The 26990-nt window shown below is 67.8% G+C and carries 23 protein-coding genes; 1 reads left to right on the top strand and 22 read right to left on the bottom strand.

The features are described from left to right. Positions 1 to 26 precede the first annotated feature (26 nt). From J2W22_RS22970 to J2W22_RS22950, 5 genes are all read right to left on the bottom strand, one after another. Positions 27 to 998, bottom strand: coding sequence for a poly(ethylene terephthalate) hydrolase family protein (locus J2W22_RS22970; protein WP_307120596.1), 972 nt, complete (start codon positions 996 to 998; stop codon positions 27 to 29). 278 nt (positions 999 to 1276) lie between these two features. Next, positions 1277 to 2392: an acyltransferase family protein gene (locus tag J2W22_RS22965; protein WP_307120595.1), complete on the bottom strand. Its 1116-nt coding sequence runs from the start codon at positions 2390 to 2392 to the stop codon at positions 1277 to 1279. A gap of 117 nt (positions 2393 to 2509) precedes the next feature. Further along, positions 2510 to 3241: a GDSL-type esterase/lipase family protein gene (locus tag J2W22_RS22960; RefSeq protein ID WP_307120594.1), complete on the bottom strand. Its 732-nt coding sequence runs from the start codon at positions 3239 to 3241 to the stop codon at positions 2510 to 2512. 113 nt (positions 3242 to 3354) lie between these two features. After that, a complete protein-coding gene (locus tag J2W22_RS22955; RefSeq protein ID WP_307120593.1) occupies positions 3355 to 4512 on the bottom strand; it encodes a DUF1501 domain-containing protein in 1158 nt (385 codons plus the stop codon). A gap of 5 nt (positions 4513 to 4517) precedes the next feature. Beyond that, positions 4518 to 6044, bottom strand: coding sequence for a DUF1800 domain-containing protein (locus tag J2W22_RS22950; RefSeq protein WP_307120592.1), 1527 nt, complete (start codon positions 6042 to 6044; stop codon positions 4518 to 4520). Positions 6045 to 6247: 203 nt separating this feature from the next. Between J2W22_RS22950 and J2W22_RS22945 the strand changes: the two genes are divergently transcribed. Continuing rightward, a complete protein-coding gene (locus tag J2W22_RS22945) occupies positions 6248 to 6523 on the top strand; it encodes a hypothetical protein (RefSeq protein ID WP_307120591.1) in 276 nt (91 codons plus the stop codon). Between the two features lie 64 nt (positions 6524 to 6587). Here the strand turns inward: J2W22_RS22945 and J2W22_RS22940 are convergent, their stop codons facing one another. From J2W22_RS22940 to J2W22_RS22860, 17 genes are all read right to left on the bottom strand, one after another. Continuing rightward, positions 6588 to 7754: a deoxyguanosinetriphosphate triphosphohydrolase gene (locus J2W22_RS22940; protein ID WP_307120590.1), complete on the bottom strand. Its 1167-nt coding sequence runs from the start codon at positions 7752 to 7754 to the stop codon at positions 6588 to 6590. A gap of 80 nt (positions 7755 to 7834) precedes the next feature. After that, complete coding sequence (locus J2W22_RS22935) at positions 7835 to 9751, bottom strand: SPOR domain-containing protein (RefSeq protein ID WP_307120589.1); 1917 nt, start codon at positions 9749 to 9751, stop codon at positions 7835 to 7837. 90 nt (positions 9752 to 9841) lie between these two features. After that, entirely contained in the window at positions 9842 to 11374 is a 1533-nt protein-coding gene (ftsZ, locus tag J2W22_RS22930; protein ID WP_307120588.1) for a cell division protein FtsZ, read from the bottom strand. 114 nt (positions 11375 to 11488) lie between these two features. Further along, positions 11489 to 12748, bottom strand: coding sequence for a cell division protein FtsA (ftsA, locus tag J2W22_RS22925; RefSeq protein ID WP_307120587.1), 1260 nt, complete (start codon positions 12746 to 12748; stop codon positions 11489 to 11491). A gap of 82 nt (positions 12749 to 12830) precedes the next feature. After that, entirely contained in the window at positions 12831 to 13724 is an 894-nt protein-coding gene (locus J2W22_RS22920; protein WP_307120586.1) for a cell division protein FtsQ/DivIB, read from the bottom strand. Next, complete coding sequence (locus J2W22_RS22915) at positions 13721 to 14647, bottom strand: D-alanine--D-alanine ligase (protein ID WP_373423020.1); 927 nt, start codon at positions 14645 to 14647, stop codon at positions 13721 to 13723. The genes J2W22_RS22920 and J2W22_RS22915 overlap by 4 nt, the downstream gene beginning before the upstream one ends. A 5-nt stretch (positions 14648 to 14652) precedes the next feature. Beyond that, positions 14653 to 15579, bottom strand: a complete 927-nt coding sequence (gene murB / locus J2W22_RS22910) for a UDP-N-acetylmuramate dehydrogenase (RefSeq protein WP_373423013.1) — start codon at positions 15577 to 15579, stop codon at positions 14653 to 14655. After that, a complete protein-coding gene (locus J2W22_RS22905) occupies positions 15552 to 15746 on the bottom strand; it encodes a hypothetical protein (protein ID WP_307120583.1) in 195 nt (64 codons plus the stop codon). Before J2W22_RS22905 ends, murB begins: the two co-directional genes overlap by 28 nt. Further along, positions 15743 to 17149, bottom strand: coding sequence for a UDP-N-acetylmuramate--L-alanine ligase (gene murC, locus J2W22_RS22900; protein WP_307120582.1), 1407 nt, complete (start codon positions 17147 to 17149; stop codon positions 15743 to 15745). The genes J2W22_RS22905 and murC overlap by 4 nt, the downstream gene beginning before the upstream one ends. Further along, positions 17146 to 18297 carry an undecaprenyldiphospho-muramoylpentapeptide beta-N-acetylglucosaminyltransferase gene (gene murG, locus J2W22_RS22895; RefSeq protein WP_307120581.1) on the bottom strand — a complete coding sequence of 384 codons (1152 nt, stop codon included), beginning with the start codon at positions 18295 to 18297 and terminating at the stop codon, positions 17146 to 17148. Before murG ends, murC begins: the two co-directional genes overlap by 4 nt. Then, positions 18294 to 19523 (bottom strand): FtsW/RodA/SpoVE family cell cycle protein, encoded by a 1230-nt coding sequence (locus tag J2W22_RS22890; RefSeq protein WP_307120580.1) that lies wholly within the window; start codon positions 19521 to 19523, stop codon positions 18294 to 18296. The genes murG and J2W22_RS22890 overlap by 4 nt, the downstream gene beginning before the upstream one ends. Beyond that, positions 19520 to 20857, bottom strand: coding sequence for a UDP-N-acetylmuramoyl-L-alanine--D-glutamate ligase (gene murD / locus J2W22_RS22885; protein WP_307120579.1), 1338 nt, complete (start codon positions 20855 to 20857; stop codon positions 19520 to 19522). Before murD ends, J2W22_RS22890 begins: the two co-directional genes overlap by 4 nt. Continuing rightward, positions 20854 to 21924, bottom strand: coding sequence for a phospho-N-acetylmuramoyl-pentapeptide-transferase (mraY, locus tag J2W22_RS22880; RefSeq protein WP_307120578.1), 1071 nt, complete (start codon positions 21922 to 21924; stop codon positions 20854 to 20856). Before mraY ends, murD begins: the two co-directional genes overlap by 4 nt. After that, positions 21924 to 23297 (bottom strand): UDP-N-acetylmuramoyl-tripeptide--D-alanyl-D-alanine ligase, encoded by a 1374-nt coding sequence (locus tag J2W22_RS22875; RefSeq protein WP_307120577.1) that lies wholly within the window; start codon positions 23295 to 23297, stop codon positions 21924 to 21926. Before J2W22_RS22875 ends, mraY begins: the two co-directional genes overlap by 1 nt. Further along, positions 23294 to 24712: a UDP-N-acetylmuramoyl-L-alanyl-D-glutamate--2,6-diaminopimelate ligase gene (locus tag J2W22_RS22870; RefSeq protein WP_307120576.1), complete on the bottom strand. Its 1419-nt coding sequence runs from the start codon at positions 24710 to 24712 to the stop codon at positions 23294 to 23296. Before J2W22_RS22870 ends, J2W22_RS22875 begins: the two co-directional genes overlap by 4 nt. After that, on the bottom strand, positions 24709 to 26424 hold the full coding sequence (locus J2W22_RS22865; RefSeq protein ID WP_307120575.1) for a peptidoglycan D,D-transpeptidase FtsI family protein: 1716 nt from the start codon (positions 26422 to 26424) through the stop codon (positions 24709 to 24711). Before J2W22_RS22865 ends, J2W22_RS22870 begins: the two co-directional genes overlap by 4 nt. Next, the gene (locus J2W22_RS22860; RefSeq protein WP_307120574.1) at positions 26421 to 26990 is read right to left on the bottom strand and encodes a hypothetical protein; all 570 of its coding nucleotides are present in this window, start codon (positions 26988 to 26990) and stop codon (positions 26421 to 26423) included. Before J2W22_RS22860 ends, J2W22_RS22865 begins: the two co-directional genes overlap by 4 nt.

Below are 26990 nucleotides of genomic sequence, written 5' to 3'. Positions count from 1 at the left end.
CCGGAGAGCGGCGCGCGGCCAGTCGCTCACGGAATGTTGGAGACCCGCCCCTGCCAGGCAGTCGCGGTGAAGAACTCGCCGGTGCCGCTCTTGAACGCGGTGCCCGCGGTCGCGTCGCCCTTGAGCTGCCAGGCCAGCCAGGCGGTCGGGAAGCCCATATAGCCGTACACCCCGTTGGAGCAGGCCTTGAGGAAGCCGAGCAGGCCGCAGCCCGGAGTACCGGTGATGTCGTTGTGATTGGCGCCCTTCAGCAGCCCCTTGGCCTTGAGCATTCCCGCCGGCGTCGCGTTGTAATAGGCGGTCTGTGAATTGAGCTGGGTGCCGCCGCTCTGCGTGTCCGGCGCGATCAGGCTGTCGGCGGTGCCGCTGACATAGAAGATCGAGCCCGATCCCCCGGTGAGCGTCGGCGTCAGCAGGCAATTGTCCGCCGGGTTGCACCAGGTCTGGCTCGGCAGCTCGAAGGTGACTGTGGTGAGGATCGCGCCGTTCGAATGGAACATCGCATTGGCGGCGCCGGAAGCCCCCTGCGAATGGCCCGCGGCGCCGACATGGGCGAAATCGATGCGGTGATAGAAGGGACTGGCCGGGTTGGCTTCCTGCGCCTGCATATAGGCAAGCGAATCCAGCACGGTGTTACCATAGCCGGTCTGCTTGTCACGCGTCGCGACGACGACGAAGCCCCAGCTCGCGAGGTGCTTCAGCCAATTGGTGTAATTGTCCGGGGTCGAGTCGGTGCCGTTCGCCCACACCACCAGCGGCAGGCGCGTGTTCAGCGAAGCGATGTTGGTCGGATAGAAGACATCGCACTGATTGCCCTTGGAATCGCAGGCCGCCGTGGAGCGGGTCGTGGTCGTCGCATAGCTGCCATTGGCGTAATATTGTGTCTCGACCGGCCCGGTCGGCGCGTTGGGAACGGACTGGGCGGCTGCCGGCAACGCGGCGGCCAATGCAGTGGCGGAAACCAGGCTGGTACATATCGCTCGGGATAGTCTCTTCATCTGCCTCTCCTTGCGCTTGTCGTTTTTCTCCCTCGAACCGCATCGATGGCGCCGCACCGGAATCGAATGGCACGAAGCCGAAGCGGTTCGGCCGCGCGGAGTGGCGAACGGGAAAGCTGCTGGTCTTTGCGCAGGCCGCATCGCCGCCCGCCGGACGGTCGATGCGTGAATGGTCCTCCCCGATCCGCCGGTCTCCGCCGGTGACTCCAGCCTATGTGCACATAAACTTACAATCAAGATCGTATGTAAATTACAACCAGCATGGACGGGGCAGGCGTTTACTCAGCCGCGACCGCGCGCGGCTTTGCGGGATTGACGCCGTTGAGCAGCATCGCGGCGAAGGCGGAGCGCCGGACGATCACGCGATGCACCAGATAGGAGAGCCAGCCCGACAATCCGACCATCAGCACATAGGCGAGATAGGGATCGAGCCGCAGCGGATCGAACAGCAGGTCGAGCAGCAGAATGATCGGGAAATGCACCATGTAGATGGTGAAGGAGGCGTCGGCGATCTGGCGGAACAGCGGCGGCGTCGCGCGCATCGCGACCGCGGAGCGCAGGATCAGCACGGTGACGGCGGGCGGGCACATGCAAGCGGTGATCACGTTGAACAGGCTTGCCGGCGTGTCATAGAGGCCCGCCCCTCCCCCCGGCAGCAGGCGAGAGGCGCAGCAGACGGCGAGGACCAGCACCAGCACGATGAAGGGCGGGCCGGTGCGCGCGATGATCCGTTTGAACAATGCCGGCGATCCGGCGACCAGCACGCCAAAGGCATAGAGCGGAGCATAGGCGACCACCTGGTGTACCGCCCATACCGGCTCCGCCAGCGCCCCTGACTCGCGTGCCAGCTGGGCGACGAGCAGCACGCTCGCGGTCGACAGCACGCCCACCGCCAGGATGGTCAAGGTGACCGAGGGGCGCGCTGTCTCCACCCATTTGTCGATCCGGGCGAACAGCCCGTGCATCTGGTCGGCGCGGTAGAACCAGAAGGTGATCGGCGCGAAGACCAGCAGGTCGACCAGGAACCAGAAATGCCACCAGCCCAGCTCCGGCAGCGCAGGCATCGCCACGCCGAACCGGTGCCAGCTGGACAGCGCGCTCATCAGCGGCGCCAGGACACACAGGCCGAACAGCATCGGCACGCCGATCTGGAAGCTCCGCCGCGCCAGCCAGGGCTCGGCGCCCCGCTTGCGCAGCGCGAGCAGGCTGAGCAGCCCCGCGACCGCGAAGAAGGCACCCATGCGGAAATTGGAGGACATCTTGGCGATGAGCACGAACAAGGGCCGGTCGACCTCCTGCACGGTGGTCGCGTGCAGGAAGATCCCCGCCAACATCAGCAGCGCGCGCCAGTTGTCCAAACCGGCAATCCGCTCGCGGTGCAACTTCGCCCCCATGTGCAACTGCGGAAGCAGTCGCTCGGGATCGACCTACGCCAGATTGCTTAACCGGCAGTTCCTTACAGAAGAGAAACGAAGTGAACTTCGCCGTAACCTTGGCGCGACTTGGAAAGATCAGGACCGATCCAGCAGCGCTTCGGGATGGCAGCGCCGAAGCACGTTGCGCGGCATCGCCTCGTCCAGTGCCTCGTGTACGGCGATCTTCCAGCGACGATAGCCTTCTTCATTGAGGTGCAACCCGTCCTCCATGAAGAACGGCCCGGGTCGTCCACCCTGGAGCAGCGCCGGCACGATATCGACATAGTCGACGTCGGGCCGCTGATCGGCGATCGCCTTTGCCGTGGCATTATACTGCCCCTGCTGGGCGAGCCGGTCCCAGCGGGTGGGACTGGGCTTGAGCGAGATGATGAAGACCGGCGTGCTGCCGAACAGCCGCGACTTGATCGCAAGGAACTCGCGCAGATCGGCGATCGTCTGATCTACGGTGTGACCGAAGGCGAGGTCGTTTTCCCCGGCATAATAGACGATCGCCTGGGGCGGCTTGCTGGCCTGGTCATGCGCGATATGGAGATTGATCTCCTGCATCGTCGCGCCGCCGATGCCGCGATTCTGCCCGACCCAGGGGCGCATATCGTCCTGGAGCGAGGTCCAGCGGCTCATCGTCGAGCTGCCCACGAACCACAGCACGCAGGCGCCCTCGCGCTGCGACGCGCCGGGCAGCGGCTGACGCGCCATCACCCATTGCCAGCCGCCGAAGATCGTCGTGAACACGGCAAGCGCGAGCGCACACTTGCCCAGGGTGGCAAGCGCGATGATCAGGGGTTTCGATTGGGCCGAAGGCTGCACGTCCCGATGATCCTCTGCGCGATTCCGGGCAGAATAGAGACCGGGAGTTAAAGCCGCGTTCCCACGCACGCCAGGTGAGACGGAGGATCGCACGGGGCGCTTGACGCCGAGCTTCAGCCGCGGACGAGATCCTGGAGTGGCCGTGCCATCTGTACTTCGGGGAAGAGCTTGCGCGCCGCGGTCTGCGGCATCAGCCCGAAATGCGCCGACAGTGTGGAGCCGATCACCGTGTCCAGGCCCAAAGTGGGCTTGAGATCGCGGTTTTCGTAGAGCGCCGCGTCAGCAAGGCCGGGCCAGTCGGCAATCACCCTGCCTCCATTGACCGCACCGCCCATCAGCATCGCGCAGGAAGCGGTGCCGTGATCGGTCCCCTGCGTGCCGTTGACCTTCACGGTGCGGCCGAACTCGGTGGCGACCAGCACCACCGTGTCGCTCCACAAGGGCCCCAGGCCCTTCTGCAGCGCGCCGACCATTTGGTCGAGGCCGTTGAGCTGGCCGGCAAGCCGCCCCTTCTGCCCGGCATGCGTGTCCCAGCCGCCGGTCTCGATCATCGCGATCCGCGAGCCATTCTCGGCCGCGAGCATCTTGGCAGCGAGATCGCCGGTGGCGGCGGCGTTCCTGCCATTGTCCGAGGCGAGATCGCTGGTGAGCATCCGGGTGGCGGTCGCCTGCTCCCAGATGCCGTGAAGCTGGGCGTCGCCCTGATACATCTGGCTGACCCGCGCCAGCAGGTCGTCCGAAGCGTCGGGCAGGCCCGAAGGGGCATAGCTCGCCACCTCCACGGCCCCGCGCAGCGCCATCGGTACGGTTGCGGCGAGCGCGATCGCCTTGTCGTCGGCGGGGAGCAGCGTGAGCAGCCGGTTCAGCCAGCCATCCTTGAGCTGATAGGCCGAGGTACCGCCGGTCTCGAGCACGTTCTGCCCGTCAAAATGCGAGCGGTCGCGATAGGGCGAGGCGACGGCGTGGAGGAACAGCGCCTGCTTCGCGCCGTAGAGGGCGTGGATGTTCTTCATCGACGGGTGCAGCGCGAACATGTCGTCGAGCCTAGGCGCGGTAGCGAAATCCTCGGCAAGGCTCCCGCGCTGCCCGGCATAGGCGGGATCACCCACCGGCGCGACGGTGTGCAGACCGTCGGCGGCGCCGCGCTGGATGATGAAGACGAAACGGCGGTTCGTCGCGGCACGGGCAAAGGCCATGCGGGCGCCGAAGCTGCTGGCGAACACCGTCGAGGCGCCCAGCGCGACGAAATTGCGACGGGAAAGAGCGGTCATCGGGCTTACCTCCGCATGAATTCGGGCGAGACGAGCATCAGGGCAAGGCCCTGGCCCGGGCTCTCGGCGCGGGCGATCGACTGGGCAGTGGCGGGGCTCAGCGCATCAGGGAAGAGCTCCGCCGCACGCTGGCGGGCATCGATCAGGTTCTTCGTCCGCTGCGCCATGCGCTCGGCCGCCTCGACCCGGCGCATTACGGCGTCGGGCCCGGCCCAGGCACCGGCGACATCGTCCCAGCCTGCCGGCGAGCCCGGCTTCCACACCGGCTGGCCGAGCTGGCCCATCAGGCCGTTGACGGCGTTCGGCTGCAGCTGCTGGGTGCCAAGCGTGCGCATCGCCGAGATCGACCATTCCCAGGGCGACTTGAACTTGGCCGGTTTGGGCGCCCAGCATTCGGGCGAGGCGATCAGCGCGCGGTAGACGGTGGGCAGGTCGCCCTTCGACGACAGGAAGGCTTTTTCGAGCCGCGCGACGAGAGGCGCGGGCGGATCGTCGCTGGCGAAATGGCGGGCGAGCTTGGTGGCGATGTGCTTCGCCGTGGCGGGATGCGTGGCGAGATGGCCGAGCACCGCTGCCGCCTGTTCCTCGCCCTGCCCGGCCCATTGCTTGCCCAGGATAGTCCGTGTACCCGGCTCGTGCAGACGGTCGGCGAAGACGAAGCTGCCAGGCTCGCCATCCAGCCCCCCTGCCCCGCGCGCCCGGCCGATCCCGGCTACGGTGAAGCCGGTCATCGCCCGGGCGAACTCGGTGACGTCCGCCTGGGTATAGACGCTGCGCACGCCGAGCGTGTGGAGCTCCATGATCTCGCGCGCGAGATTCTCGTTCAGGCCGCCGCGCCGCCCTCGCTGGCGCTGGGCCGCCGGGCTGTTCGGGCCGATCGACACTGCCTGGTCGAGATAGAGCAGCATCGCCGGATGCCGCTCGACCGCGTTCAGCATGTCACCGAACTTGCCCATCACATGCGGACGGATCGCCTCGAACTCCATCGTGCCCGAAAGCCCGACGAGCTCGAGCTTGTCGGCCGAGACGGCGAAATGGTTCGCCCAGAAATGGACGAGCCGCTCGGCAAAGGGCGTGGGCGAGTTGATCGCGGTGAGCGCGCGAGCCGAGACCATGCCGACATAGGCCTGTTGCTGCTGGCGCCGCGCCTCGCGCCGGGCAAGCATCGCAGCGTCCTCGCCCTGGTAGAGCGGCTTGGCGGCCGGCTGCATCGTCGGGGCTGGTTGCGTCGCCTGCATGTCCTGCATCATGGCCCCTTCGGCCATGGCAGGCTGGGCGGCGGCCGGCTTGGCCGGTGAGACGGCCCGCCGTCTCGGCCCAGGATTTTCGAGGCGCAGCAGGCGCTGGCGCTCGTAGAAATCGGCGAGATTGCGCGCCACCTGAGTGCTTGGTATCTGGGAAGCGATCGCCTGAGGCCGTGGGTCGAAGGCGGCGATCTGCCCGGCAAGCCATTTGCGGGGATCGTTCCCCGCATCCTCGCCCGGCCTGGCGCCGAGCCCGAAGCGGTTGAGCGCGATACTGGCGTCCGACATCCGACTCTCCTGGTCCGTTTGTGACGGACTACGCACAGAGTGTCGCAGAAGTTTGCCAGGCTGACACATATCGGCGTGCGTTTTCTGCAACCGCCCAGCGCGGCCTTTGCGATTGCCGCTTTTGCTGCGGCGCAACATTATGTGGGCAAGAACAGAACAAATTGGATGCCGATCTGGCTCTTGAACCATCAAGGAGAAAGATCGTGTCGAAGTTTCTTTTCGCGGCTGCCGCCGCTGCCCTGACTTTCACTGCCCCCGCCGCGCTTGCTGCCGATCGCAGCTTCACGCATGAAGGCGTGGTCTACACCTATACCGTGACGACCAAGGACAAGGTCCAGGTCCTTGAGGGTCGCACCAACAAGGGCGGCGAGTTTCGCCTCAACGTCAAGAATGGCTGGGTCGACGGCTATGTGAACGACACCCGCGTCTCGTTCCGCGCGCCCAAGGACAAGAGCACCGGCCAGCTGGCCGCGCGCTGAGCCGCACTTCCCTTTTCAGGGATCGATGAAGGCCGGGGTGGCGACGCCCCGGCCTTTTCATTGTTCAGAACCCCTCGGGCAGGTCGATCGTGCCGACCAGTTCCTTGTAGCGGGCGATGGCGTAGCGGTCGGTCATGCCGGCGATGAAGTCGGCGATGTGGCGGCTGCGCGCAGGCTCGGCCTCGGGCAGCGCCTCGGTCCATTGCGCGGGCATCAGCGCGGGGTCTGCGCGATAGACGGCGAACAGCCCCGCCACCACCTTGTGCGCCGCGTCCGCCGCGGCGAGCTGGCTCGGATGGTGATAGAGATTGGCGTACATGAAGCGCTTCAGCTCGCGCTCGGCCTCGCGCATCCCATCCGAGAAATGCGCGAGCACCTGGCCGGCCGCACGAACGTCCGCCACCGTCTCCACGCCGCTTTCGGCGATGCGCTTGCCGGTCGCGTCGATCAGGTCGTTGACCATCGCGCCGATCTGGGCGCGGATCAGTTCGCTGATCAGCCGGCGGCGCTCGCAGCCGGGGAAGCGCCCCTCGATCTGGCGCCAGCCCTCGGCGACCATCGGCAGCTCGAACAGCTTGTCGAGCTGGAGCAGGCCCGCGCGCAGCCCGTCGTCGATGTCGTGATTGTCATAGGCGATGTCGTCGGCGATCGCCGCGACCTGCGCCTCGAGCGACGGCCAGCTCTCCAACTCGAGCGGGAATTGCCGGTCGGCCTCGGCCAGCGCCCATTCGGGATGACTGATCGGACCATTGTGCTTGGCAAGGCCTTCGAGCGTGTCCCAAGTCAGGTTGAGCCCGTCCCAGGCCGGATAGGGCCGCTCGATAGTGGTCAGTGTGCGCAGCGTGTTGCCATTGTGGTCGAAACCGCCTTGCCCGGCCAGCGCCTCGCCCAGCGCCTTTTCCCCGGCATGGCCGAAGGGCGGATGGCCGATATCATGTGCTAGACACAGCGCCTCTGTCAGGTCCTCGTTGAGGCCCAGGGTACGCGCAATCGCGCGGCCAATCTGGGCGACTTCGAGGCTATGGGTGAGGCGCACGCGGAAATGGTCGCCGTCGGGCGCCATGAACACCTGGGTCTTGTGGCGCAGGCGGCGGAAGCTGATCGAATGGATGATCCGGTCGCGGTCACGCTGAAAGGCATCGCGCGGGCCGCGGGCGGTGCCGCCGGGCTCGGAATGGAGACGGCCGCGGCTGGCTTCCGGGGTGGAGGCCCAAGGGGAAATCGCTTTCACCGGGCGGCTCCTATCAGCCAAACTCCACCCCGTCATCCCACCCTCTCGCGGGGATGACGGTTGCGGCGCGCGGCAGGACGCTACAGCCCGAGCTTCGTCACCTTCTGCCCCGCCTCGCTGGTGAAGACGAAGCCGGAGACGCCGGCCTTGCCCAGCGTGTTGACGAAGGCCTGCGCCTCGGCGCTGGTCTTGAACGGGCCGGTCAGCACGCGGTTGGTCGCGCGCAGCGGAGTCGTCCAGGCGGCCTTGCCCTTCAGCACCGCCGGCGCCTTGGCGACCACGGCCTTCCACGCCTTGGCGAGCGAATCCTCATTGGCGCCGCCCGCCACCTGCACCCAGATGCGGCTCGGATCTGCCTTGGCCGGATCGGGCTTCTTCGGGTCCGGCTTCTTGGCCTTGGGGTCGGGCTTGCCCTTCCTGGCGTCCTCGGCCGTCGGCTTGGCCTTGGGATCGGGTTTCGCCTTGGGGTCCGGCTTTTTCGGGTCGGCCTTGGCCGGTTCCGGCTTGGGCTTGGCCGCAACCGGCTCCGGCTTGGGCGGCGCCACCGGCCTGGCCTCGGCGACACGCACCGGCTCCGGGGCCGGCGCAGGCTCGACGACGGGCTCGGTCGGCGTAGCAGTGACGGTCGCCAGTTCCTCCGCCGGGATGGTGATGCCGCCGACGATCGATGCGAGAACCGAGTCTTCCTGGCCCACCTTTGCCGGCCCCGGCGGCGCCGGCTCGGGGCGCGGCGCCGGGCGCACCGGCTGTACCACCGGTTCGGCGCGGGCGAGCGTGACCGGCGCGGGTGTCGGCTCAGTGCGAACCGGCTGGGGCACAGGCTCGCTACGAACCGGCGTGGGCGGTGCCGCGGCAACCCGCACCGGCGCGGGAGTCGGCGTTGGACGTATCGGCACTGGCGCCGGCGTAGGACGTGCCGGCGCCGGACGCTCGCTGGCCTCGGTCGGCTCCTCCTCACGCTTCGGCGCCGGAAGCGGCTGCACGATCGGCGTGGGCGGCGCGACGAAGCGCGGCGGCGGTGGGAGATTCTCGTCGGGCGCAGGCTGCGGAACGGGCGCAGGTGCCGGCCGCGCGGCGGCGATGGCGGCGAGCTTCTGGTCGCGATCGCGATCCCTGCGCGAGCGGCGGTCCCTGCCTGCCGGAGCCGGCGCGGGAGCGGCCACCGCCGGAGCCGCGGCGACTTCCACCGGCCGCGGCGCCGGCACATAGCGCGGCAGTTGCGGCGCCAGGCGGGCGTCGGCCAGCCGGGCCTGGGTGGGCGACAGCTCGCCGAAATGCACGGCGAAGGCACGATCGGCCGGGGCCAGTCCGGCAAGGCGACGGAAGAAGGGCGAGAGCGACTGCCCCATAGATCCCGGCATCATGCTGGAGGCGATCCTTTCCGCCCCCGCTGTGTCGCCGTTCATCGCCAGGATGAAGGCGCGCGCACGCCAGGCGGCGCGGTCGCTGCGGCGGAGGAGCGGATCGAGCGTGCGCATCGCCTCGTCCCTGTCGCCGGTGATCCCGAGCGACAGGGCGTAGCGGCGCAGCACCTCGTCGTCGCGGTCGGCCGACAGAGCGAGCTTGTAGTCGCGCTGAGCGAGAACCGGCTGGCCGAGCAGATCATAGGCGAAACCGCGGTCGGCCGCATATTCGCGCGGATTGAGCCCGCGTGCCTCGGCGGTCTGGAACAGCTGCAGCGCCTCGCCCGGACGCTCGAGCCGGACCAGCACCATCGCGCGGCCGGCGGCAATGCGCGGATCGGCCGGCGCGATCACCTCGGCGCGCTGGAAGAAGGCGAGCGCGGCGGAGGTGTCCCCCAACCGCGCGCTGGTCATGCCGGCATCGATCAGCGTGCGCAGATCGCGCGGGTCGCTGGCGAGCATGCGGATGTCGTTAGCCAGCCGGTCCGCATCGGGATTGGGCTGGGCGACGACCTCGGTCTGGGCGAAAGCGGGCACCGCCTGGGCAGTCGCCAGAGCGAGCACCGCAGCACCGATAAAGCGTATCCGGTTCATGTCCCCGCCAGCCTGCGCCTTGTTGCGCTGAACCGCCAATGACCGTGCCGGCCGGGCTCGCCGAAGCGGGCCCGGCCGGCGACGAATGGCTTACTGGTTGTTCTGGCTGCGCAGGAAGCGCGGAATGTCGAGCGGATCCTTGTCCGCATCGTCATCCGACTTGGAGGCGCCGCGCGAGGCCATCGCCATGCGCTCGAACAGCGTGCCGCCGCTCTTCTTCGCCGGCTTCTCGGCCGGGATCGAAGGCGCGGCTTCCTCGTCGTCGCCACCGGTCAGCCAGCGACGGCGCGTGGTCGGCGCAGGGGCAGGCTCGTCGATCGGCGCAACGGGTGCCTCGGGAACCAGGCTGTCGGCACCGAGGACCAACTCGTCCTCGTCCTTGCCGTCATCGACCCAGCTCGACTGGACCGGCGCGGCCGGCTGCGGCTCGGGCTCATAGGCCTCGGGAACCGGCGGCGAGAGCGGCACAGGCGTCTCGGCGACGGGCTCATAGGCCTGAGGCACCGGCGGCGCGATCGGCGCTTCCTCAGCGACCGGAGCGGCTTCCGGCTCGGGCGTGGCAACCGGGGCCGGCTCGGCGGCGGTGGTGCGGCGCGGAGTCGAGAAGGAGAAGACGCGCGGCTGCTCGGCAGCACGCGGCGTGGCGACTGCCTGGGCGTCGGCATCGATGCCGGTCGCAACGACCGAGACGCGGATCTTGCCTTCGAGCTCCGGATTGAACGCCGAACCCCAGATGATGTTCGCGTCCGGATCGACCAGCTCGCGGATGTGGTTCGCAGCCTCGTCGACTTCGAGCAGGCGCATGTCCTCGCCGCCGGTGATCGAGACGATCACGCCCTTGGCGCCGTTCATGGACACGCCGTCGAGCAGCGGGTTGGCGATCGCCTTCTGCGCGGCGATGAGCGCGCGGTCGTCGCCTTCGGCCTCGCCGGTGCCCATCATCGCCTTGCCCATCTCCTGCATCACCGAGCGGACGTCGGCGAAGTCGAGGTTGATGAGGCCCGGCATGACCATCAGGTCGGTGATGCCGCGCACGCCCTGCTGCAGCACCTCGTCCGCCATTTCGAACGCTTCCTTGAAGGTCGTGTTCGCGTTGGCGATGAGGAACAGGTTCTGGTTCGGGATGACGATGAGGGTATCGACGTACTTCTGAAGCTCGTCGATGCCTGCCTCGGCCGAAGCCGCGCGGCGCTTGCCCTCGAAGGCGAACGGCCGGGTGACCACGCCCACCGTCAGGATGCCCATGTCACGTGCCGCCTTGGCGATGACCGGAGCGGCGCCGGTGCCGGTGCCGCCGCCCATGCCGGCGGCGATGAACACCATGTGGGCGCCCTCGAGCGCCTTCTGGACGCTGTCGATGGTTTCCTCGGCGGCGGCACGACCGATCTCAGGCCGCGAGCCCGCACCCAGGCCCTGGGTGATCTTGGCACCGAGCTGGATCCGGTGGCCCGCGCTCGACTGCTTGAGCGCCTGCGCGTCGGTGTTCGCTACAATGAAGTCGACACCCTGCACGTCCGCGCGGATCATGTTCGCGATCGCGTTGCCGCCCGCGCCGCCCACACCGACTACGGTGATCTTCGGGGTCAGCTCGTCCACATCGGGCGGAAGGAAATCGATACTCATCGCCTTGGTCTCCCTGCGTCCATTCAGCTGTCACGGACGCGTAATCTGTCTCCCGTTCTGCACGAACGCAGAGGGCGACTCTAGAGGGAACGCGAAGTTACCAACGCATTTCTTCTAATAATTAGCCCGGAACGCCGCGATTAGGCGCTGGATGAGCGCCCCGGGGCTCGCCCGGGTGACCATCTGGTGCGTCGGCTCGAGCGCGCGCAGGTCGATCGGATTGGCCGCAGCGAAGCGCGCCAGGCCCGCCAGCGTGGCAAAAGCCGGGCCGGCATGGGCCTCGGGAAGCGCCACCAGTCCCTTGGGCCGACCGACGCGCACCGCGCTGCCGAGGAACTGCTGGGCATAATCCGCCACGCCCTTCAGCTCGGCACCGCCGCCGGTCAGGACGATCTGGCGACCGGCCGGATCCTCGAACGAGAGCTTCTTCAGCTCCTTCTGGATCTCGCCCATCAGCCGCTCCAGCCGCTTGCGGATGATCGCGTTGAGCTGCGCCTTGGTGATGCGCGGGCCTTCGCTGCCGTCATCCGGGATGGCCGGCACCACGTCGATCATCTCGTGATTGTCGCGCGGGCTCAAGTTCGCCGAGCCGTGGAAGCACTTGGTGCGCTCGGCCCAGGCACGCGCGGTGCCGAAGGACGAGGCGATGTCGTCGGTGATGTCGGCCGAGCCCATCGGGATCGAGGCGAGGCCCGAGAGCACGCCCTGCGAAAAGACGCTGACGTTCGTCACACCGGCGCCGATCTCGACCAGCGCGACGCCAAGCTCGCGCTCCTCGTCGGTCAGGCAGGCAAGGCCCGTCGCCACCGGTGCGGCGATGATCGAGCGGACCTCCAGATGCGCCGAGCGGACGCAGTGATCGAGGTTGCGCACCGGCGCGCCGTCGGTGGCGACGACATGGATGTCGACGCCCAGGCGCTCGGCGTGCAGCCCGAGCGGGCGCCTCACCCCGGCAAGGCCGTCGACGGTGTAGCGGGTCGGCTGGGCGTGGAGGACCATCTTGCCCTGCGGATCGATCGCGGCGCTGCCGGCGCGGAGCAGCTCGTCCACGTCGTTCTGCTCGATGCGGTGGCCGCCGAGATCGGATTCAAGCCGCACGATGTCCGAGATCAACCCGCCGGCCGAGAAGCTCACCCAGACGTCTTCGATATTCTGTCCGGCGATGCGCTCGGCCTGCTCGACCGCCTCACGGATCGCGAGCTCGGTCGCATGCATGTCGGCGACATAGCCGCGCTTGACGCCGCGGCTCTCGCGCTGGCCGGTCCCCAGCACCACCAGCGTGCCGTCGTCGGACTTCTGCGCGATCAGCGCCGAGACCTTGGACGAACCCACGTCCAATGCCGTGATCAGCCCTTCCGGTGCTACCTTCGCCATCTGCCCCTCAATTCGAAAAAAGCTTAATTCCGTATTCACCTTATGAATCAGGATTTTGTCCTGATGGCAACTACGGTGTTACTCATAATCCCGTCGCAGCGGGCGCCCCGATCGCCGCCGGACGGCGGACGACGAGGTTATCGGGGTCGCGCATGTCGAACCCCAGATTGCCGCGGCCGAGCAGGCGGTAGGCCCCGTCCTTCTCGGCAAAGGTCTTGAGCGCGTCCTTCGCCTCCTTCTCGCCCTCGGGCAGCTGGAGCTTCTCGCCGGTATCGAAGATGATGTCCCAGCGCCGGTTGCCGACCCAGGTGGCGGCGCGAACCAGCGGCTTGAGCGCGGGTGCGCTGTCCATCAGGTCGCGGTGCGCGGGCTCCTGCGAGTTGGCGCCGTCACCGATCAGCAGCGGCAGATCGGGCATCGCCTCGCGCGAAACAGGCTCCAGCGGCACGCCGGTGGGATCGATCAGCATCAGCTGGCCATGGTTCTGCCAGATCGCCGCGGGCTCGCGCTCGACGATGTCGATCAGCAGCTTGTCAGGCAGCCGGCGCGAGACGCGCGCATCCTGTATCCAGGGATAGGCGAGCAGCTTGGCCCGCACCTCGCCCAGATTGACCAGCGGCATGGCGCGCGAATTCTGGTCGAGCACCTGCTGGTACACGGTCATGCGGTTCATCCGCTTGAGCCCGTTGATCTGGATCGTGTCGACGCGCAGCCCCGCCTCGCCCACCGCCTGGGCGGCGCCGGTGCCGATGATCTGCGGCACGCCGAACCAGGTCGCGACGGTCAGCAGGCCGATCGTGAATACGCCGACGATGCCCCAGGTCGCGATGCGGGTGAGCGTCGCCTCGCTGAACGGCAGCGCGGCGAGCGCCTGGTCCATCAGCCCGGGCTGCTTCTTGCGTACCGTCGGCTTGCGCTTCGACGCCGGCTTCCCCCCGCGACGGGTGGCCGTCCGACTGGAGGGCGCGCGGCTCATCCCTGGGCATCCTCGCGGAGCGCTTCATCGACGATGCGCTGGCACAGCTCGGGATAGGAGATGCCGAGATGGCGCGCCTGCTCGGGCACCAGGCTGAGCGGGGTCATGCCCGGCTGGGTGTTCACCTCGAGCAGGAACAGGCCGTCGAGCCCCATGCTGTCGTCCCAGCGGAAGTCCGAGCGCGAAGTGCCCTTGCAGCCGAGCAGCTTGTGCGCCTCCAGCGCGATGCGCTTGCAGGCGTCGGCGATCTCGTCGGGGATCTCGGCCGGACAGACATGCTCGGTCAGCCCGTCGGTGTACTTGGCGTCGTAATCGTAGAAGCCGCTCTTGGGCTTCAATTCGGTCACGCCCAGCGCCTCGCCCGCCAGCACCGCCGTGGTCAGCTCGCGGCCGCGGATGAACGGCTCGGCGAGCAGCTCGTCGAACTCCTGCCACGGGCCGGTTGCCTCGGGCGCGATCGGATTGCCGTAATTGCCTTCCTTGGTGACGATCGCCACGCCGACCGACGAGCCTTCGTTCACGGGCTTGAGCACATAGGGGCGCGGCAGCGGGTCTTCGCGGTGCAGTTCCTCGGTCTTCACCATCCGCCCGCCGGGCATCGGGATGCCGTGCGGCACCAGCGCCTGCTTGGTGAGCTGCTTGTCGATCGCGATCACCGAGGTGACGAGGCCGGAATGGGTGTACTTGACCCCCATCAGGTCCATCATGCCCTGCACCGTGCCGTCCTCGCCGGGGGTGCCGTGCAGCGCGTTGAACACCACATCGGGCTTCGCCTCGGCCATCCTGAGCGCAACATCGCGGCCCATGTCGATGCGCGTCACCCGGTGGCCCAGGCTCTCCAGCGCGTCCGCAATGCCCGCACCGGACATTAGCGAGACCTCGCGCTCGGCCGACCAGCCCCCCATCAGTACGGCAACGTGCAACGCCTTCACTTGTCGACCCCTATGCGCTGGATTTCCCATTCCAGCTCGATGCCGGATTGCGCCTTCACCTTGGCGCGGACTTCCTCGCCCAGCGCCTCGATATCGGCGGACGAAGCATTGCCCAGATTGAGCAGGAAATTGCAGTGTTTTTCGCTGACCTGCGCATCGCCGCGACGAAGCCCGCGGCAACCGGCGTCATCGACCAGCTTCCAGGCGCTATGGCCTGCCGGGTTCTTGAAGGTCGAGCCGCCGGTGCGCGACCTAAGCGGCTGGGAAGCCTCGCGTTCCGCCGCGATCCGGTCCATCTCGGCACCGATCTCGGCCCTGTCGCCGGGCGTGCCCTCGAACAGCGCCTCGACCACCACGGCGCCCTCGGGCAGTTCCGAATGGCGATAGGTGTAGCCCAATCTGGCCGCCGGCCAGGTCTCCACCGTCCCGTTTCGAGTCACCAGCGTGATCTCGACCAGGATATTGCTGGTGTCGCGGCCATAGGCGCCCGCGTTCATCCGCACCGCACCACCGACCGTACCGGGAATCCCGCGCAGGAACTCGAGGCCGGCAATACCCGCATCGCGTGCGGCGCTCGCCACGGTGATGCCCATCGCGGCGCCACCGGCACGCACCCGGTTGCCCGGCTCGATGCTGACCTTGGCCATCGCCTTGGGCAGCCGCACCACCACACCCGGCACGCCGCCGTCGCGCACGATCAGGTTCGAGCCGACGCCGACCGGCAGCACCGGCACCTCCGGGTCGAGCCCGGCCAGGAACGCGGCGAGGCCCTGCACGTCATCGGGGCGCACCAGCCATTCGGCCGGCCCGCCGGTGCGGAACCAGATGAAGTCGGCAAGGCTGCCCTGATGCTCGACCGTGCCGCGCAGCGGAGGCAGCGCGGTGCAGGGTGCGCTCACTTCCAGCCCCACATGCTCGACCATTGCTTCCAGACGTCGAGATTGGCCTCGGCCGCCTTCTGCCCGGCCTGCTGGAATTTCATCACATCACGCCCGGCATCGAGCATCTTCTGCGCGGCGTCCATCTGCGCCTTCTGCGCCTTGAGCAGGTCGCGCTGCATCTCCACGCCGAGGGTCAGCCAGTCCTTCATGCCCGGGCTTCCTCGATTGCGCCGGCCAGGTTGGCGGCCCATTTCGTGATGTCGCCCGCACCGAGGCAGATCACCATGTCCTTCGGCTGGACCACTCCGGCGAGCGTCTTCGCCAGTGCGTCCTCGCTCTCGATCGCAGCGACCGCCCGGTGCCCGCGACGCTGGACATTCTCGACCAGCGCGTCCGAGCTCACGCCCTCCAGCGGCAGCTCGCCCGCGGCATAGACCGGCGTGACATAGACCATGTCCGCGTCGTTGAAGGCCTGGGCGAACTCGTCCATCAGGTTCTTGAGGCGGGTGAAGCGGTGCGGCTGGACGACCGCGATCACCCTGCCCTCGGCACTCTCGCGCGCCGCGGCCAGCACCGCGCGGATCTCGACCGGGTGGTGGCCATAATCGTCGATGATCGTCGCACCGCCCGTTTCGCCGACCTTGGTGAAGCGCCGCTTCACCCCGCCGAACTTGGCGAAGCCCTGCTGGATCGTCGCATCGGGAATGCCCAGCTCCAGCGCCACGCCGATCGCGGCCAGCGCGTTCTGGACATTGTGGCGGCCCGGCATCGGCAGCTCGATGCCCTCGATCGAGCGGGTGCTGCCGTCGCGGCTGCGGATGATCGCCTCGAAGCGGTTGCCGCCATGATGCGGCACGACGTTGACACCGCGCACGTCGGCGCTGGCGGCAAAGCCATAGGTCACGATCCGCCGGTCGCGCACGCGCGGGATGATTGCCTGCACTTCCGGGTGATCAAGACACAGCAGCGCCGCGCCGTAGAAGGGCACATTCTCGACGAACTCGACATAGGCGTCCTTCGCCTTGTCGAACGAGCCATAGTGATCGAGATGCTCGGGATCGATATTGGTGACGATCGCATAGGTGCCGTCGAGGCGCAGGAAGCTGCCGTCGCTCTCGTCCGCCTCGACCACCATCCACTCGCTATCGCCCAGCCGCGCGTTCGAGCCATACTGGTTGATGATGCCGCCATTGATCACAGTCGGGTCCACCCCGCCCGCATCGAGCAGTGCCGCGACCATCGAGGTGGTCGTCGTCTTGCCATGCGTGCCGGCCACCGCGACGGTGGACTTGAGCCGCATCAGCTCGGCGAGCATCTCGGCGCGGCGCACCACGGGGATACGGCGCTGATAGGCCGCCTCGACCTCCGGATTGGTCCGCACGATCGCGGTGGAGACCACCACCACCGCCGCATCGCCCAGATTCTCGGCATTATGGCCGATTGTCACCGGGATGCCCCGGCTGCGCAGCCCCTGCACGACATAGCCCTCGGCCACGTCGGAGCCCTGCACCGAATAGCCGAGATTGTGCATCACCTCGGCAATGCCCGACATGCCGATGCCGCCGATACCGACGAAATGGATGGTACCGATGTCCTTTGCGACACCCTTCATGCGAACGCTGGCCTTCCCTGCATGGAGATGCGCTGGCCCTTGATCGGAGCCTCGGGCGCATCGATGGATTCGACGAGATCGGCAAGGTCGCGCGTGGCGTTGGGACGCCCGACGCTGCGCGCCCGTGCCGCGGCATTCTCAAGCCCCTGGGTATCGAGCCCGAGCTTCTGGATTTGCTTGGCGAGCTCCGCCGCGGTGAACGCCTTTTGCTGGATCGTCCGCGCGCCACCCGCCGTCGAGATCTCCCGCGCATTGGCGGTCTGGTGGTCGTCGGTCGAGGTCGGCAGCGGCACCAGGATTGCCGGGCGACCCGCCGCAGTCAGCTCGGCAATGGTCGAGGCGCCGGCACGCGCGATCACGATGTGCGACCAGGCGAGTGCGTCTGCCATGTCGGTGATGTAGGTCGAGACATCGGCGGGGATGCCGTGGTTCTGGTACTTGGCGCGCACCGTCTCGATATCCTCCACGCGCGCCTGGTGCGTCACCTGCAGGCGGCGGCGGAAATGGACGGGGAGCAGCGCGAGCCCGTCGGGCACCACCTGGCTCAGCACCGTCGCGCCCTGGCTGCCGCCGGTGACGAGCACGCGGAAGATGCCGTCCTCCTCCAGCAGTGGATAGGGCCGACTGCGCAGCGCCAGCACTTCCTCGCGCACCGGATTGCCGACTAGGTGGGTCTTGGCCTGCCAGCCGGGCTTGAGCCGGTCGACCTGCTCATAGGAGGTCGCGATCGCATCGACCCGGCTCGCGACGAAACGGTTCACCCGACCGAGCACGGCGTTCTGCTCATGAATGATGGTCGGCACGTCGGCATTGAACGCGGCGAGCAGCGAGGGGAGCGCGGGATAGCCGCCGAAGCCGATTACCGCCGAGGGCTGGAGCTCCTTGTAGAGCCGCAGCGCCATCGAGCGGCCGGCCAGGATCTTGCCCGCCGCGCGGATATAGCCCAGCGGACCGCCGCCTAGCCTTCCGGCGGGAAGGACATGCGTCTCCACTCCGTCGAACAGGCCAGGAAAGCGCACGCCGCGATCGTCGCTGACCAGCGCGACGTGATGGCCCCGTGCGGCCAGTTCCGCCGCCAGTGCGGCCGCGGGCACCATATGCCCGCCGGTGCCTCCGGCTGCGAGGACATAGCTACGGGAATTGGTCATGCGTTGCTCCAGCGGCCGGTATAGGGCGAGCGCTTCAGATACGGGTTTCGGCGCGTGAAGGCGAGCAGCAACCCATAGCCGATCGCCAGCGCGATCATCGACGATCCGCCATAGGAAATGAAGGGCAAGGTCATGCCCTTGGACGGGGCGATGCCCGTGTTCACCGCCATGTTGATCAGCGACTGCACGCCGAACTGCGCAGCGAGCCCGGCGGCGGCGAGCAGGCGGAAGGCGTCCTCCTCGTCGAGCAGCTTCATCAGCACGCGGATGACGATGGCGAGATAGAGGAGTGCGATCACCGCGCAGGCGATCAGCCCGAACTCCTCGCCGATCACCGAGAAGATGTAGTCGGTATGCCCTTCCGGCAGGCGGAACTTCATCATGCCGTTGCCGGGGCCGGTGCCGGTAAGGCCGCCCGCAGTCAGCGTGTCGTGCGCCATCTCCACCTGGTAGCGCTCGGCCAGCGCAGCGTCCTTGGTGGGGAAAAGGAAGTTGTCGATGCGAGTGCGGGCGGTGCCGTAGAACAGATAGGCGGAGATCACCCCGGCCACAGCGGTGCCGCCCAGCCCGGCGATCGCCGCCGGGGAAATGCCCGAGATCATCAGCAGGATCAGCCACACGCTGCCGAACACGATCGTCTGGCCGAAGTCCGGCTGGAGCATAAGCAGCACGCCGATCAGCGCGGTGAGCGCGCCGGTGACGAACAGCACCGGCAACTGCGGATCCTTGGCGCGGAAGCTCAGCATCCAGGCGGTGGCGACGATGAACAGGGGTTTCAGGAACTCGGAGGGCTGGAATTCGGAGATGCCGACCCCGATCCAGCGCTTGGCCCCGTTCACCTCATGCCCGACGATCGGCACCAGTGCGAGGCAGACCAGGAACACCCCTGCCCCTATCAGCGCCAGGCGTCGCGCCAGCGTCACCGGCAGCATCGACACCGTGACCAGCACCGGCACGCAGATGCAGACCCAGACCAGCTGGCGCCAGAAATAATACATCGGTGCCATGACGTGCGTGGCGTCCGAATAGCGGCGCGCGGTGGCGGGCGATGCGGCAGCGACCGCGACCAGCCCGATCGCGATCAGCAGCAGCGCCAGCGTGAGCAGCACGCGGTCGACTTCCCAGAACCACATGCCGGCGCGCGTCTTGCTCGCACGGCCGAGCTGTTGCTGGACACGACGGCGAACCTCGTTTCCAGCTTCCGGCACTTCGACAGTGTCGTTCATCCCAGTGCCTCCACCGCGTCGCGGAAGGCCTGGCCCCGGGCTTCGTAATCCTTGAACTGGTCGAACGACGCGCAGGCCGGCGACAGCAGCACCACCTCGCCCGGCTGGGCATTGGCGGCGGCGGCCTTCACCGCGACGTCGAGCGTGCCCGAGCGCTCGACCGGCATCTCGCCTTTGAGCAATTCCGCGAACATCTCGCCGGCATCGCCGATCGTGTAGGCCTTGACCACATGGGGGAAGCCGGGCCGGCAGGCGTCGAGATCGTCGGTCTTGGCCTTGCCGCCCAGGATCCAGTGGATCCTGAGATAGGCCGAGAGTGCCGGCGCGGTGGAGTCCGCATTGGTCGCCTTGCTGTCGTTGACGAACAGCACGCCGTTCACCGTCTTCACCCGCTCCATGCGGTGCGGCAGGCCCGGGAAGCTTTCCAACCCCTTGTCGATCGCGGCTTGGTCGATGCCGAGCGCCTGGCAGGCGGCGATCGCAGCGAGCGCGTTCTGGGCGTTGTGCGGCCCCTGCAGCGCCGGCCAGCGCGACTGGTCCATGCAGATGCCGGGGGCGATGCGGGTGAGGTCCTCGCTGCGACCCGCATCCGCGACCTGACGGGCGATGGCGGCGGAGGGCTCGTCGCCGATCCCGATCACCGCAGCATGCCCCTTGGACTGCATCTGGAACAGCCGGGCCTTCGATGCCGCATAGGCCTCGAACCCGGCATAGCGGTCGAGATGGTCGGGCGTGATGTTGAGCAGCACCGCGACATCGCAGTCGAGGCTGTGAGTCAGGTCGATCTGGTAGCTCGAAAGCTCAAGCACATAGACGCCGTCTTCGGGCAACGGGTCCTGCCCCAGGATCGGCAGCCCGATATTCCCGCCGAGCCGCACGGGGATGCCCGCAGTCTCGATGATGTGGTGGATCAGCGCCGTGGTCGTCGACTTGCCGTTGGTCCCAGTGATCCCGACCACGCGGTGCGCGGGCATCTCGGCGCGGGCTTCGGCGAACAGCTCGATATCGCCGATGATGGGCACGTCGTATTTCGCAGCCTTTTCCGCGACGGGATGCCGATTCAGCGGCACGCCTGGCGAAACGACGAGAGCATCGAAGCCCGTCAGATCGATCGGAAACGAGACCCAATCCTTGGTCGAAAAGCCCGGTTCAGTTTCGAAATCTTGCCGATCAACCTTGAGCTGGGTCCAAAGGTCGCGATGCGTCGCCTCATTGTCGTCCCAGCCAAGCACCGATGCCCCGCTCGCCACCAACGCGCGCGCCGTCGCAGCGCCCGAGCGCGCCAGCCCGAGCACCGCATAGCGTTTGCCGCGCCAGGACGTGCTCGTGATCACCGCAGCTTGAGCGTCGCGAGGCCCGCCAGCGCCAGCACGAAGGCGATGATCCAGAAGCGGATCACGACGGTGGGCTCCGACCAGCCGAGCTGCTCGAAATGGTGGTGGATCGGCGCCATCCTGAAGACGCGCTTGCCGGTGCGCTTGAAGAAGAACACCTGGATGATGACGCTGAGCGCCTCCATCACGAACAGGCCGCCGATGATGCCGAGCACCAGTTCGTGGTGCGTGGTCACCGCGATCGTGCCGAGCGCGCCACCCAGCGCGAGGCTGCCGGTATCGCCCATGAACACCGCCGCCGGGGGCGCGTTGAACCACAGGAAGGCCAGGCCCGCCCCGACCATCGCACCACAGAAGATCGCCAGGTCGCCGGCGCCGGGCACGTGCGGGATGCCGAGATAGACGGCGTAGATCTTGTTGCCGGCCAGGTATGCGATCAGCATGAACGCCATGCTGGCGATCACCACCGGCATCGTCGCCAGGCCGTCTAGCCCGTCGGTCAGGTTCACCGCATTGCCGAACGCGACGATCACGAACGCGGCGAAGGCGATGTAGAAATAGCTGATGTCCGGGTGGAAGCTGCTGAAGAAGGGCACATAGAGCTGGGTGCCGTTCTGCGAGCAGATGATCGTCGCGGCGATGCCGGCGATGGCGAACTCGCCGATCAGCCGCACCTTGCCCGATACGCCGGCGGTCTTCTGCTTCCGCACCTTATCGTAATCATCGAGGAAGCCGATCATGCCGAAACCGAAGGTGACGAACATGCAGGCCCAGACATAGGGATTGCGCAGGTCCATCCACAGCAGCAGCGACAGCATGATGCTGGTCAGGATCATCAGCCCGCCCATGGTCGGCGTGCCGCGCTTGGCCAGGTGGCTCTGCGGGCCGTCGTCGCGGATCGGCTGCCCCTTGCCCTGGCGGACGCGCAGCCAGCCGATGAAACGCGGGCCGATCAGCAGGCCGAGCAGCAGCGCCGTCGCCACCGCGCCGCCGGTGCGGAAGGAGAGATAGCGGAAGAGGTTGAGGATGCCGGGAAAGCCCAGCAGGTCCGCGATCCAGTACAACATCAGGCAGGTGCCCTTTCCGCCAACGCCGCGACCACCGACCCAAGCCGCACGCCGTTCGACCCTTTTATGAGAACTGCGTCCCCCGCCTGGAGCATGTCATCGAGCCTGCCCAGCGCGGTCGCCGCGTCGGGCACATGGACGAAATCGACGGCGCCCTCAAGCGCCTCTGCGAGCGGGGCCATCGCTTCACCGACGAGAATGACGGATTCGACGCCTGCGGTCTCGATCGGGCCGGACAATTCGGCATGGAAGGCGTCGCTATGCTCGCCCAGTTCGCGCATCTCGCCGAGCACCGCCAGCTTGCGGCCCGGCTCTTGCGCCAGCACCGCGAGCGTCGCGCGCATCGAGGCGGGATTGGCGTTGTAGCTCTCGTCGATCACCAGCGCCTCGCCGCCCCGCGCCGGCACCATGAGCCGCGCGCCGCGCCCGGCCAGTCCGCCCAGCTCCGCGAGCGCCAGGCCGGCCAGCTCGAGGTCGGCGCCGACCGCATCGACCGCAGCGAGGATCGCCATCGCATTGGAGACCCAGTGCGCACCCGGCTGCGAAAGGGTGAAGCTCAGCTCGCGCTGGCCGAAGCGCGCGGTGACGAAGGTGCCGCCGGTGCGGGTACGCATCGTCTCGACCGCCCGGTAGTCCGCACCCTCGTTCAGCCCGAAGGTGACGATCTTCGCCGCATGGGGCTTCGCAGCTGCGATCAACCGGTCGCGGTGCGGGCTGTCGAAGGGCACGATCGCGGTGCCGCCCGGCTCCAGCCCCTGGAAGATCTCGCCCTTGGCGTCGGCAATCGCCTCTTCATTGGCGAAGAAGCCCATATGCGCCGGGGCGATCGTGGTGACGATGGCGACATGCGGGCGGACCAGCTTCGTCAGCGCCGCCAGCTCGCCGGCATGGTTCATGCCCATCTCGAACACGCCGTAGCGGGTGTTCCGCGGCATCCGCGCCAGGCTGAGCGGCACGCCGGTATGGTTGTTGTAGCTCTTGACCGAGCGGTGCGCCTCGCTCGGCGCATTGCGCTCCAGCGCCGCGAACAGAGCCTCCTTGGTCCCGGTCTTGCCGACCGAGCCGGTGACGCCGATCACCTTGCCCTGCATCCGCGCCCGCGCTGCGATACCCAGCGCGTCGAGTGCCGCAGTGGTGTCCGCAACGGTGACGTGCGGATAATCGGTTGGTTGTGAGACAACCGTTCCCGCCGCACCCTGCGCGAAGGTCTGGTCGAGGAATTTGTGCCCGTCGGTGGTCTCACCCTTCAGCGCGAGGAACAGGTCGCCCTGTCCCACCTCACGCGAATCGAACGCTACGCCCGAGACTTCAAACTCCGCCGAAGCGGTCCCGCCCGTCGCCTCGGCGATCTCGTCTGCGGTCCACAACCTCACGCCGCGCACTCCCGCGCCACGGTGACGTCGTCGAACGGCAGCACCATGTCGCCGACGATCTGGCCCTGCTCATGCCCCTTGCCGGCGATCAGCACGATGTCCTCACTACCGGCCATGTCGATCGCTGCCTTGATCGCCTCGCGCCGTCCGCCGATCTCGATCGCGCCCGGCGCCCCTTCGAGCACCTGGGTGCGGATCGCCGCTGCATCTTCGGAGCGCGGATTGTCGTCGGTGACGATCACCACGTCCGCGCCCGCCGTCGCTGCCTGCCCCATCGGCGCGCGCTTGCCGGTGTCGCGGTCGCCGCCGGCGCCGAACACGATGATCAGCCTGCCCTGGGTATGCGGCTTCAGCGCCGCAATCGCCGCCTCCAGCGCATCGGGCGTGTGCGCGTAATCGACATAGACCGGCGCGCCGACCTTGGTGATCACCGCCCGCTCGAGCCGCCCGCGCACCGGCTGCAGCCGGCTGAGATCGCCCAAGGTCTGCGTCACATCACCGCCCGTCGCGATAACCAGCCCCGCCGCGACCAGCGCGTTGGCGGCCTGGTACGCGCCGATCAGCGGCAAATTGACCTTGTGCGCCTTGCCCTCGGCCTCGATCGTCAGGCCCTGGCCAAGCAGGGTCGGCTCGCGATCGACCAGCCGCAGCGTGCTACCATGCTCGCCGACAGTGACCAGCTTGTTGCCGCGCTGCCGGGCCAGATCCTCGATACGCGGCGAATTGGGATCGTCGGCCCAGACCACCGCAGTTCCGCCATCCAGGTCCAGCACATCGGCGAACAGCCGCATCTTGGCATGGAAATATGTTTCCATGTCGCCATGATAGTCGAGATGGTCGCGGCTGAGATTGGTGAACGCGGCCGCCTTAACCGGCAGCCCTTCGGTCCGGTACTGTGAGAGCCCGTGCGACGAGGCCTCGAACGCGACATGGCTGACGCCTTCGCGCGCCAGACCGGCGACATTGGAAAGGAAGGTGACGATATCGGGCGTGGTCAGCCCCGTCGAAACCGTGTCGTCGGCTGTGGTGACGCCGAGCGTGCCGATCGAGGCGGCATGGAAGCCGCGCATCCGCCATAGCTGGCGAGTCATCTCGACGGTCGAGGTCTTGCCGTTGGTACCGGTCACCGCCACGGCCGTGCCCGGGAACGGCGCGAAGAACTTCGCGGCCAGCCGGGCAAAGGTCTCGCGCGGAGTCTCCGCCGCGATGTGGAGCGCTCCCTCGACCTTAACGCCGGGCCGGGCGACGACGGCCACCGCTCCCGCCTTCACCGCATCCGCGATGAAATCCTCGCCGTTGAAGCGCGCCCCTTCGAACGCGCCGAAGATGGTGCCGGGTGCGACCTTGCGGTGGTCGATGGCAAATCCGGTGACGACGGCGTCCCCCCCGCCCTCCGTCAGCGCGCCAAGTTTCATTCGGGATCCTTCTTGTCGGCGTCCGGCCCCGCCCAGATCAGCGGCAGCAGCTCGCGCTCGTCGATATCGCGGTTCGCATCCGGCACCACTCCGAGCAGCGAGCCGGTGCGGCTCACCACCCGCGCGACCACCGGCGCCACCGTCCAGGCGGCGGTCGTGCGATAGACGCCGATCGAGGGGTTGGCTTTGGGCGAATCGAGCATTGCGATCATGACATAGCGCGGTGCGTCGATGGGGAAAGCCGCCGCGAAGGTAGAAACGTTGCGACTCTTGTCATAACCACCGCCGGCGGCGGCCTCCGCGGTGCCGGTCTTGCCCGCGATCCGGAAGCCGGGCGCGTCGCCCTTGCGGCCGGTGCCCTTGAGCACGATCAGGCGGAGCAGTTGGCGCATCCGGTCGCTGGTCGCCTGCTGCAGCACGCGCTTGCCCTGGGGCGGATGCGCGGGATCGACCTTGCGCAGCGTCGCCGGCAACAGGATCCCGCCATTCACCATCGCGGCATAGGCGGTGGCGAGGTGCAGCGGAGTCACCGCGATGCCATGCCCATAGGCAGTCGTCATCACCGTTAGCCGCCCCCAGCTCGCCGGCCAGAGCGGCCTGGCGCTGGCGTCGAGCTCGATCTTCGGCCGCTGGTCGAACTCGAAGCGGCGGAAGATCTCCTGCATCTTCGCCGCGCCCAGCTCGTCGGCGATGCGCGCGGTGGCGATGTTCGAGGAATAGATCAGCGTTTCCGGGATATTGAGCCAGCGGAACTGCTCGTCGCCCGGATCGTCATGGATCTTGAAGCGGCCGACCTGCAGCGGCACCGTCGCATCGAAGCGGCGCGACATCGAGGTGATCGTGCCCGTATCGATCGCAGCGGCCACCGCCAGCGGCTTGAAGGTCGAGCCAAGCTCGTACACGCTCTGCGTCACGTTGTTGCGCGGCGGCGGGCCGTCGATCGCATTGGGGTTGAAGGCGGGAAGCGAGGTCATCGCGATCACTTCGCCGGTCTTGACGTCCAGGATCACGCCCGCGGCGCCGCGCGCCTGCAGCTGGGTCATCGCCGTGCCCAGCTCGTTCTCCAGCGCCGCCTGCACGCGCAGGTCGAGCGACAGCGCCACCGGCTGGCCGCGCTTTGCCGGATCGCTCAGCTGCGCGTCGAGCACCCGCTCCATGCCGTAGCGGCCATGGCCCGTGCTATCGATATAACCGAGCACATGCGCGGCCAGGGTCGATTGCGGATAGAGCCGGTCGTTCTCGCGCTGGAACTCGATCGCCGGCTGGCCCAGCTCGTTCACGGCCTTGACCAGCTCGGGCATCGCCCGGCGCTTGAGATAGGCGAAGCCGCTGCCCGAGCGGAGGATCGCGAAATATTTCTCGGCGCTCTGGTCCGGGATCAGCACAGCGAGCTTCTGCGCCAGCTCGGCCTTGTCGCCGATCACCTGGTTCGGGTGGATCGCGATCGTCCAGCTGTCGATCGAGCGGGCGAGCGGCGCACCGCGGCGATCGGTGATGTCGCCGCGCGGCGGCACCAGGGTGGTCGCGATATCGCGCGCCGTCGCCGGCTCGGCCCAGATGGCGAGCAGCGCCAGCTTGCCGATCACCACCAGCATGCCGAACCCGAACAGGATCGACAGGATCATCAGCCGCACCTGGGCGGTGGCGACAAGCGCCTGCCGGGCATCGCCCGTACGGCCCTTGCGGGCCGGCGGGGCGACGACGACGATCAACGGAGTGCCAGCTTCTCGCGCTGGGCAAGCTTCTTCAGGTCGTCGATGGTCGAGGTGCTGAGCACACCCTTGTCGGCCATCGCCACTCGCTTGTCAGCCTTCTTCATGAGGTCGTGAAGTTCCCTGTCCTGCTGTGCCACGCTCTTGCCGGCAACAGCCCGGACCGGCGCGGGCGCCGCCTGCACCGGAGCAGCCGATGCCGTCGCCACCGCTGCGGCAGTCTGAGCCGCGGGCGCGCCGGTCGGAACAATCAGCGAGGCGTTCTGGATCTGCGCGGGCTGGTCGAGGCTGGCCAGCGCAGTCTCGCTCGCCAGATACTGCCCCGGGGCCGGCGCGGCAAGCGCCAGCACGTCGCCGTTCCAGCGCTCGATCTGGGCCAGGTTGGCGCGCGTCTGGAACTCGGTCTCCAGCCCACGGATGTCCTTCTGCGCCTGGAGGATCGCGCCCTTCATCGCGTTGAGCTTGGCCTGCTCGGCCGCGCCGTGCGAATTGACCATGTAGCATGCCGGCGCCACGACAACGGCGCAGAGGAGCCACCCCAGTCCCTTGAAGCTCTGAATCGCCAT

Origin of the sequence: Sphingomonas kyeonggiensis (assembly GCF_030812785.1) — a bacterium.
GTDB lineage: Bacteria > Pseudomonadota > Alphaproteobacteria > Sphingomonadales > Sphingomonadaceae > Sphingomonas > Sphingomonas kyeonggiensis_B.
This window is presented reverse-complemented; position numbering and strand designations above follow the sequence as displayed.